This window comes from Roseibium sp., assembly GCF_025698965.1.
Taxonomy (GTDB): Bacteria; Pseudomonadota; Alphaproteobacteria; order Rhizobiales; family Stappiaceae; genus Roseibium.
On the sequence record NZ_JAILWL010000332.1, the window covers coordinates 1 to 7,448 of the forward strand.

Sequence of the window (7,448 nt, forward strand, 5' to 3'; positions counted from 1 at the left end):
GGAACGCACCCGGCAGGGGGTCCGGTCGATAGGCTCACTACAGCAGTTTGTGTCAATGTTTTCAGCAGTGCGAAATCTCTTCGTCCCTTCCCAGATCAACCACTCTGCCGCACAAATTCGAATTCATCGACGTCAGGCCATGGCCGAGTGGAAAGCCGTCAATGCTGCCTGAACAGACGTAACAACAGCTTCAGGTAGTCTTTCTTTCAAACAACCTGACAAGACCCTTGCGGTCTCCCGGACCAATCAAGCCCTCAATGTAAACCGGGCACATCCGGGCACGCGTCTTGTGACCAAGTGCCGACAAAAACGGAACAAGCCAGCGCTCAAGATCAACTCGCCAATTCTCATCCAAAACCGGCACCTCCAAAGGCGGCTTCCTATGAATCACTGAAAACTTCTCAGGAGAATTTTCAAAAATCAAAACTCACATAAATCTGCCAATGAAGTGCTATTTCATCGCGGTGCTTCGCAAGCCATTCGTGGCCGTGTCCGGCAAACCCAACTTGCAAATTAATGCGCTCTACACTTTTGCTCCCATATGATCCGCTTGTTTCCTGCGTATCTTGATTGAACCATCTTTCCGAGTATCATTTTTCCAATGACAACCATCCACGTAGTCGATGCATTTACAAAGAAGACAAGTACCGGAAATCGGGCTGGTGTCGTCCTGGAGGCGGAAAGCCTGACCACGTCTGAGATGCAGGAAATTGCAGCGTTTGCCGGATATTCAGAGACTGCGTTTGTCCTTCCACCCACCGGCAAAGATCATGATCTGCACGTCCGGTATTTTACGCCAAATGCCGAAGTCCCAATTTGTGGCCACGCAACGATCGCCACACACTTTCTTCGAGCCCAAAGATGGGGTGCTGATCACTACCCAATTCGGGTTAAAACTGGAGCCGGGATTATTCCGATTTCAGTTCGAACTGAAGGGACAGACCTACTTGTGTCAATGACGCAGGGAGACGTTGAATTTGGAACAATTCTCGACAAAGCCGAACGCCTTCAATTAGCAGCGGCACTTAATATTAGTGTTTCTGATTTTGTTGCCGATCTGCCCATTCAAATTGTTTCAACCGGACACTCAAAGGTCATAGTTCCTCTCAAATGTAGAGAGTTACTGAATTCACTGAAACCGAATTCAAATGACTTAATTGCTCTCAGCAAATCAATTGACTGCAATGGATTTTTTCTATTTGTGCTCAGTGGGACCTCAGAAATCCCAGAAACCTACGGTCGAATGTTTGCACCTGCCATCGGTATTGAAGAGGATCCAGTAACTGGAAATGCCAATGGGCCGACAGGTGCTTATCTTGTGCAATATAAACTGGTGAACTTCTGTAAAAGCATCACCTACCTTGGACACCAGGGACACAGCTTAAGAAAGGCGGGAACGGTGCATGTGACGGTTTCAACTTCAGAACGAGGTCTGGTCACAACGGTGGCCGGGTACGCCGTGTTGGTTGGATGTCGAGTTTTTCAAAACTCGCAACAACCATAAGACTCGAAAATTGGTATTACGCCTCGTGGCTGGCGAGGAAATCACAGTCAGATTGTGGGCGCTGGCGATATCGAAGCACAAACTGGCAGGTTGCCTTAACAACGTTCAAAACCTACTTGCTTAGGTCGGTGGTAAGCATTTGCGAGACCTCACCTTTTGCCGATGGTCCTCATACCGGATTCCGTCTCCTGTGGAATACTGACAGAGACCTGGACGCGCCCGGTGTTTCCTCAAGTCTCACACGGCGATTGCAAAGGAGCGTAAAGAGCCTCACGCAGACCAAATCTGGCTATTTGGCCAGACCATCGCCTTCACCAAAGGTCGACAACCGCTTCTTTCGAAAACGTCATTGTCATATCTTCGGCTGTCCGGATCGTTGAAAGCACGGTAAGCACGTTTTCCGGCATCAAATTCTTTTGCGAAAATCGGTCTCAGAATTTTCACTTAGTCAAAGGCAATGCTATACATATGCTGTCTTTGGCTGAAAAATGACAGTCCAATTATGTACGTTCGGCTAGTTGGACCAAAAAACGCGTCATTTGCGGTCACACTGTTCAGCTTGGACGCGGGCTGCGTCTTGCTCAGAAACAGCCGTAGCGGGCCCACAGTAGCTCAGTGTGAGCACTGCTATTAGCATGATGACGGTGAAGAGCAACCCATCCATCGGATTGTGGTCCATTGCGGCGCCTCGTTCAGACGATCAGGTTGAGACAAGTGACCTTGAAGAATTCATCATACAGGGCGCACATGACCGACGACTCAGATGTGTCATTGAAAAGTATCCTTGCACTAACGTGTATCATGGAGCAGTGACCAGCCTGAGACCCGCAGATTTATCAGCTTACTACTGCATTCTTCCAACAGATCAGTTGCTGGCGAAGTCTTCAAGGTCAGTTTAAGCTTATACCAACCTGAGTTGAGCAAAGCCTATTCGTCCATTTCCGCATTCAGATGGATATGATGATCCAAGGTTGATCGATGGCGATTGTAGCTGATAGAGGCGGTCTTCATACCTGTCGATCTATCTCGCCAAATCCTGACTGCTTGTTAACGTGACAAGCCCGGAAAGAAAGATACTGATCAAAATCATTTACCCTACCAGAAGCACAACTCTTTGTAGGCATCAGCTTGAAATTGCACCGCTGTTAGTGCAACGTATTTCTAATAGTGCTGCGTCTGATTCTTAGCATTTTATTGATTGTGGGCTATCCAATATGATCGACGCACCGTTTTCGTTTATCTCTCTTGTCGTTGTTTCCTTGCTACTCACAGCATGCGGCAGCGTCATTCAAGGGAGTTATGTGTATTCAGGCGAACACAATCTTAGTGGGCACGTTTATTCGCTCCCCAAAGCGTATGCAGAAATTGAGGTTAGCAGGACGAAAACTGGCAATGAAATAGATGAGAAAATTGTAGTCGGACAATTAATCTACGTACCAGATTTAAGTTACACTTACTCTCTAAATCATATCAAAAACATTCTATTCGAAGATCGCGTTGTGGTCGAGACTGAAAAGGGCCTTCTAAAATCCGTCTCTGTGACAACAAAAGACAAAACACGGGATTTTGTTGGCAAGGTGCTGGACCTAGTTCAGAGTGTTGCCAAGCTTTCGGCAGTTTCCTTTGTCATCGACGAAACCACTCCGAAACCAAAATCCGGTGACCCACTTTACAAGTTTAAATCAGTTGTCGATATCACTGATCAAAGTGACATAAATAGTTTCAACAGTGAATTGAGAAAACTTGGCGAAACCAAACTATTTATCGACGCCAAAGCTCTCGGTAAGCTACGCCCACAATCGCAAGAGCACCTTTCCAAGAAAACTCCCTCCCAAAACTGCGAAAAAGAACTCTGCTACCGGATCGCCGCCCCCTATATTCTAGAACTGAAAAAGAGGCACTCCAAAAGTGGGATTGGAGCCATAGCTTCGCAATTGGTTATTGTCCCAGACCCTCATTTGACCGCTAGCATTCGGATTCGCCGCGGTATGTTTGTCGATAAGGCTTCTGAATTCGCGTTTTCAAACGGTATTTTGGTCAAATCAGACGTCAACTCACCAAGTGAGGCGCTAGGGTTCATAAACATTCCACTAGATGTTCTCAGAGCAATTATTGCGCTTCCTTCAGCAATACTGGATTTCAAAGTGACGCAGATCAACAAGGATCAAGGTCTTATTTCCGCTCAAACACAACAAATTCAAGCGCAAAAAGATCTGATCGTCGCTCAACAAGAACTACTGGAAAAGCAGGCACAAGCAGTATCTATTGCATGTGTTCCAAATGATCCAAATTGTTAACGCAATAGTTCGGGGCGTTTTCTCGATCAGGACGGTTGTACCCGAAAAGAATTGTGACTGAAAAAAGGCTTAGTGCAATGAATAAGCGAAAGAACGTTTCAAGTTTGTTTTCTCTGTGTGTTTTTCTTACTGCTTATGGCTATTCTGCTTCACCTGTTTCAGCTGAAGAGTGTGTATATGACGATAGAAGTTTCTCTCCTGGAGCTCTAATATGTGGTTGCACAATATTAACTGAGGCGGTTACTTCCGACCTAAGCAACAACAACAACACTGGACTTACCATGTTGTCTCAAGCACTACAGTGCGAATTGAAAGAACAAAGAGCCATCTGGATCCACCAGCAAGAACATCCTAATTGCTTCAAAATAACGATTGAGGGAACAAATCTGAAAGAATTGGCACCCATTGCAAAGTCGTTACTTGATTTGGTGGGCAAACAGAACTGCCTCAACTGGAACACCCCTCCGACGGCTGCGCCTCCTCAGTAAAAGGGGAAATGTTGTGGTGAGGAACATTAATGTCTCTACCTTTTTCACGTTGTGCATTGGCGCTTACTGTTTGATGACGAGCTTATCATATGCGGATCGAGCGCTATCGATATATAATCCGTCAATCGAACCAGGCGCTGTCATCAAAGTCCTTGGTGGAAGGCCAGCCGATCCAAATGACTGGCCAGCAACCTATGCGGTGAGAAATGGATCACAACGATGCACGGCCAATTTAATCGGATCAAGAGTGATCTTGACAGCTGGGCATTGCGTTGACGACGACCAAAAGGGACAACTTTATGTCGGTCCAAACGCCCACAACTTTGATGCATTAGACATTACTTGTGATCGATTAATCTCACGAATGTTTCCATCATCTGCCGATTTCGCTCTTTGTTTAACTGAAACGAGCATTTTATCCTCATATCCAAGCATACGATTCGAGGAAATATTTCGCTATCTAACTTTGGTAAGAAAATTTCGAAAAGTCACGGCCCTTGGATTTGGATGTACTGAAATTGGCGGAACGCCTGATGGTTTGCTTACTTCGGGGATCGCACGGATCGTATCGGTTCCGACAACAAACCTCTATATCCAGACCCGTGGGCCTAACGGATTGTGTTCTGGCGACAGTGGCGGCAGCGCGTTTATGTACAGCAACCGTGACAAAACCAAACGGGTAATAGTCGGTGTCAGCTCATTGGGTAACAGCCCGAGCAGGCTCTCTGCATTCTCAGCGGTTGGCACAAAAGTATTCGTTCGTTGGGCAAGGCGTTGGGCAGATCAAAATGACGTTTACATATGCGGCTTACACCGCAAAGCACGAAACTGCCGAAACAACTGAAAGCTAATTGGAGCGTATTTATGCCGACATTGTATAAATTAGTTCTGATACTATTTTTTTGGTTAAGTTTTCCAGCAACTGCACAAACAATATTTGAGCAAGACTCTGGATACTCTGCAGATCAAGTCCGTAACATCTTAGACGAATTAATGGCGTCTCGTGGGCAATCAGCTCAAACCGAAAATCGGTTGGAGATACCGAAAGTCATTGACGAAAACTTGAAAAATAATTCAAAAATTCGCAGGAGGTATTCAGATCGAATTATAGATCATTATACAGCTGATCCTGAACCATATTTTCTTTTTGAGAAAAGCAAAGCCGTAAACTTTAATTTGGAAGCAGATCTGATTCGTGAAATTCAGAAGAAACCAGATTTTGCAAAATACGTTTATGGGCCAGACGATAGAACTGAATGGCACGAAATTATTGACGAAAAGATCAAGTTAACACTAAATTCTACGGTTGTATTGATGAACGCGAGCTCCTTAAGCAGCAATGGTTCGGGAAGCTATTCAATCCTCGGACAAACGCTTGGCAAAAAGAAAAACCTGTGTGCAGATCAAAAGTTCAGAAACGAAATCTCGGTCGGTTTCTGTTCAGGTGTTCTGGTCGGGAGTGACCTTGTTCTCACTGCGGCGCATTGTCTGAGAGATGTTATTCAGGACGATTTACGTATTCCTACCTTGAATGAAACCGCATTTGTATTTGGATACCGCACTACAAAAGTTGCCAATCTGGGCGTCAAGTCTATTCCACGCACGAATGTTCGATTCGGAAAACAAGTTGTTGCACATGAGCGAGAGGGCTGGCGAGATTGGGCTCTCGTGAAACTCGACCAACCAATAGCTCCAGAAATTGCGGTTCCAATCACAAATTTCCACAAAGGAGGAATAACTATTGGTCAAGCGGTCTACGTCGGTGGTTACCCGAGCGGAATTCCTCTGAAATATGCTTCAGGGGCAAATGTAAGTGCGGTTGTCGGCAGCGACTACTTCATTGCCAATCTTGATACCTTCGGAGGTGACTCTGGAGCAGGCGTTTTCGATTCTAATACCAACGAACTAGTTGGAATTGTTGCGGCGGGCTCGCCGGATTATGTCATTGATTACAATAGTGGTTGCGTCTTGGTAAATGTTTTACCGAATACAGGTTCTGGAGGAGAGTACATAACCAATATAAGCTCCGTAAATCTTCCGTAGAGTAATTGTATTGTAGATATGTCTATTTAGTTACTTCAGAATCTGTTTTTCCGCGTGTGCGTCAATGTATGGGAACTGTCGCAAACATTTTCATGAATCGATTTAGAGGTATGGGGCGTCGATATTTTTCCGGTGTTCTGGAGACGTCGATGGCCATTTCCTTAAAAGACTCTCATTTTCTCAAAGAAGTGACTCTGTTCGAAGTCTTCTTCTACGTCCGCTATGGCGTATCATATAGAGATCTTGAGGAATGCCTATTTAGGCGTGGCGTGACAATCGAGCATGTGACACTCAATCGCCGAGTCACGAAGTTGTCGGCCAGTCTTCCGACCGTGCCAGTATAAACTTTCGGCTCCGTCATACCTCCAAACAGGATCAGACGCGTTCAGCCAGAGGGCTGACTACACTGCAGAAATGAAGGCTTGAGTTCTCTCAAATCGAACGCCCTACTATCTGATCAAAGTAAGTTGGCAATACCTACAAACCATTTGATGTTTGCAGCATCTTCTTAGAAATCGCTCTCGCCCCAGCCGACATCTATAGTTCTTCATATTTGATGAATTCAATGCTTAGGATGTCGCACAATCATCGCGTCGGCTCATCGCCGCACGACCGGCACAAGTTTGCGTGAACAGATGTGCGGGTCAGGAACCAGTGTCCATCCTGCAAAACCAACTACAGGGATGGCGCATTACGTGCCTCATATGTGAAAACCAGCTCCGGGATTCGGATGGTCGCGAATGCTCCTCCCCTTTCCTGCAATACTTCCGCGCTGCTCTTCATGGCGAAAAGCTGCTCGATGAAGAAACCAAACTTGGCATCAGGACCTGAGCGTCGCCGGCTGGGATTGTGCATTTACTACTCATGCGAAGAAGAGCGTTGGCGTTGCCAGTCGAGGAAGAACTGTGGCGGGTCAGGGTACTGGTAAAAATTATCCCGGAACTCGATGAGGTTCTTGCGGAAACCTGTACCAGCTTCCCTACACCGCAGAATCCTATGTTGCCACTGCGTCTGCGCCCTGCCCTCCTGGCCGGCGTTGCAACGGTGCATTCCGGCGGAGTTGAAATGCTTTACATGCTGCGGCAGTCCACCTTGGGCTTGCAACGGCATCGTTTC

The 7,448-nt window shown here is 46.3% G+C and carries 6 protein-coding genes and 4 pseudogenes; 8 read left to right on the forward strand and 2 right to left on the reverse strand.

Translation table 11 applies throughout. From position 1 onward, the window contains the following. Positions 1–172 (forward strand): annotated as a pseudogene (locus K5905_RS22700) (IS6 family transposase); the annotation flags it as partial. A gap of 48 nt (positions 173–220) precedes the next feature. Here K5905_RS22700 and K5905_RS22705 read toward each other — a convergent pair. Beyond that, a pseudogene (locus K5905_RS22705) lies at positions 221–364 on the reverse strand (IS701 family transposase); the annotation flags it as partial. A gap of 237 nt (positions 365–601) precedes the next feature. Here K5905_RS22705 and K5905_RS22710 point away from each other — a divergent pair. The 6 genes and pseudogenes from K5905_RS22710 to K5905_RS22730 all read left to right on the forward strand — a co-directional run. Beyond that, positions 602–1,504 carry a PhzF family phenazine biosynthesis isomerase gene (locus K5905_RS22710; protein WP_297588105.1) on the forward strand — a complete coding sequence of 301 codons (903 nt, stop codon included), beginning with the start codon at positions 602–604 and terminating at the stop codon, positions 1,502–1,504. A gap of 1,214 nt (positions 1,505–2,718) precedes the next feature. Continuing rightward, positions 2,719–3,801 carry a hypothetical protein gene (locus tag K5905_RS22715; protein WP_297588108.1) on the forward strand — a complete coding sequence of 361 codons (1,083 nt, stop codon included), beginning with the start codon at positions 2,719–2,721 and terminating at the stop codon, positions 3,799–3,801. A gap of 53 nt (positions 3,802–3,854) precedes the next feature. Then, positions 3,855–4,289, forward strand: a complete 435-nt coding sequence (locus tag K5905_RS22720) for a hypothetical protein (RefSeq protein ID WP_297588111.1) — start codon at positions 3,855–3,857, stop codon at positions 4,287–4,289. A 73-nt stretch (positions 4,290–4,362) separates the two neighbouring features. Continuing rightward, on the forward strand, positions 4,363–5,133 hold the full coding sequence (locus tag K5905_RS31630) for a trypsin-like serine protease (protein WP_367187007.1): 771 nt from the start codon (positions 4,363–4,365) through the stop codon (positions 5,131–5,133). Positions 5,134–5,153: 20 nt separating this feature from the next. Next, positions 5,154–6,332, forward strand: a complete 1,179-nt coding sequence (locus K5905_RS22725) for a serine protease (RefSeq protein ID WP_297588114.1) — start codon at positions 5,154–5,156, stop codon at positions 6,330–6,332. A gap of 149 nt (positions 6,333–6,481) precedes the next feature. Then, positions 6,482–6,643 (forward strand): annotated as a pseudogene (locus K5905_RS22730) (IS6 family transposase); the annotation flags it as partial. A 364-nt stretch (positions 6,644–7,007) separates the two neighbouring features. Here K5905_RS22730 and K5905_RS22735 read toward each other — a convergent pair. Further along, complete coding sequence (locus tag K5905_RS22735; protein ID WP_297588117.1) at positions 7,008–7,187, reverse strand: hypothetical protein; 180 nt, start codon at positions 7,185–7,187, stop codon at positions 7,008–7,010. 24 nt (positions 7,188–7,211) lie between these two features. Between K5905_RS22735 and K5905_RS22740 the strand changes: the two are divergent. Continuing rightward, positions 7,212–7,448, forward strand: a pseudogene (locus K5905_RS22740) (hypothetical protein); the annotation flags it as partial.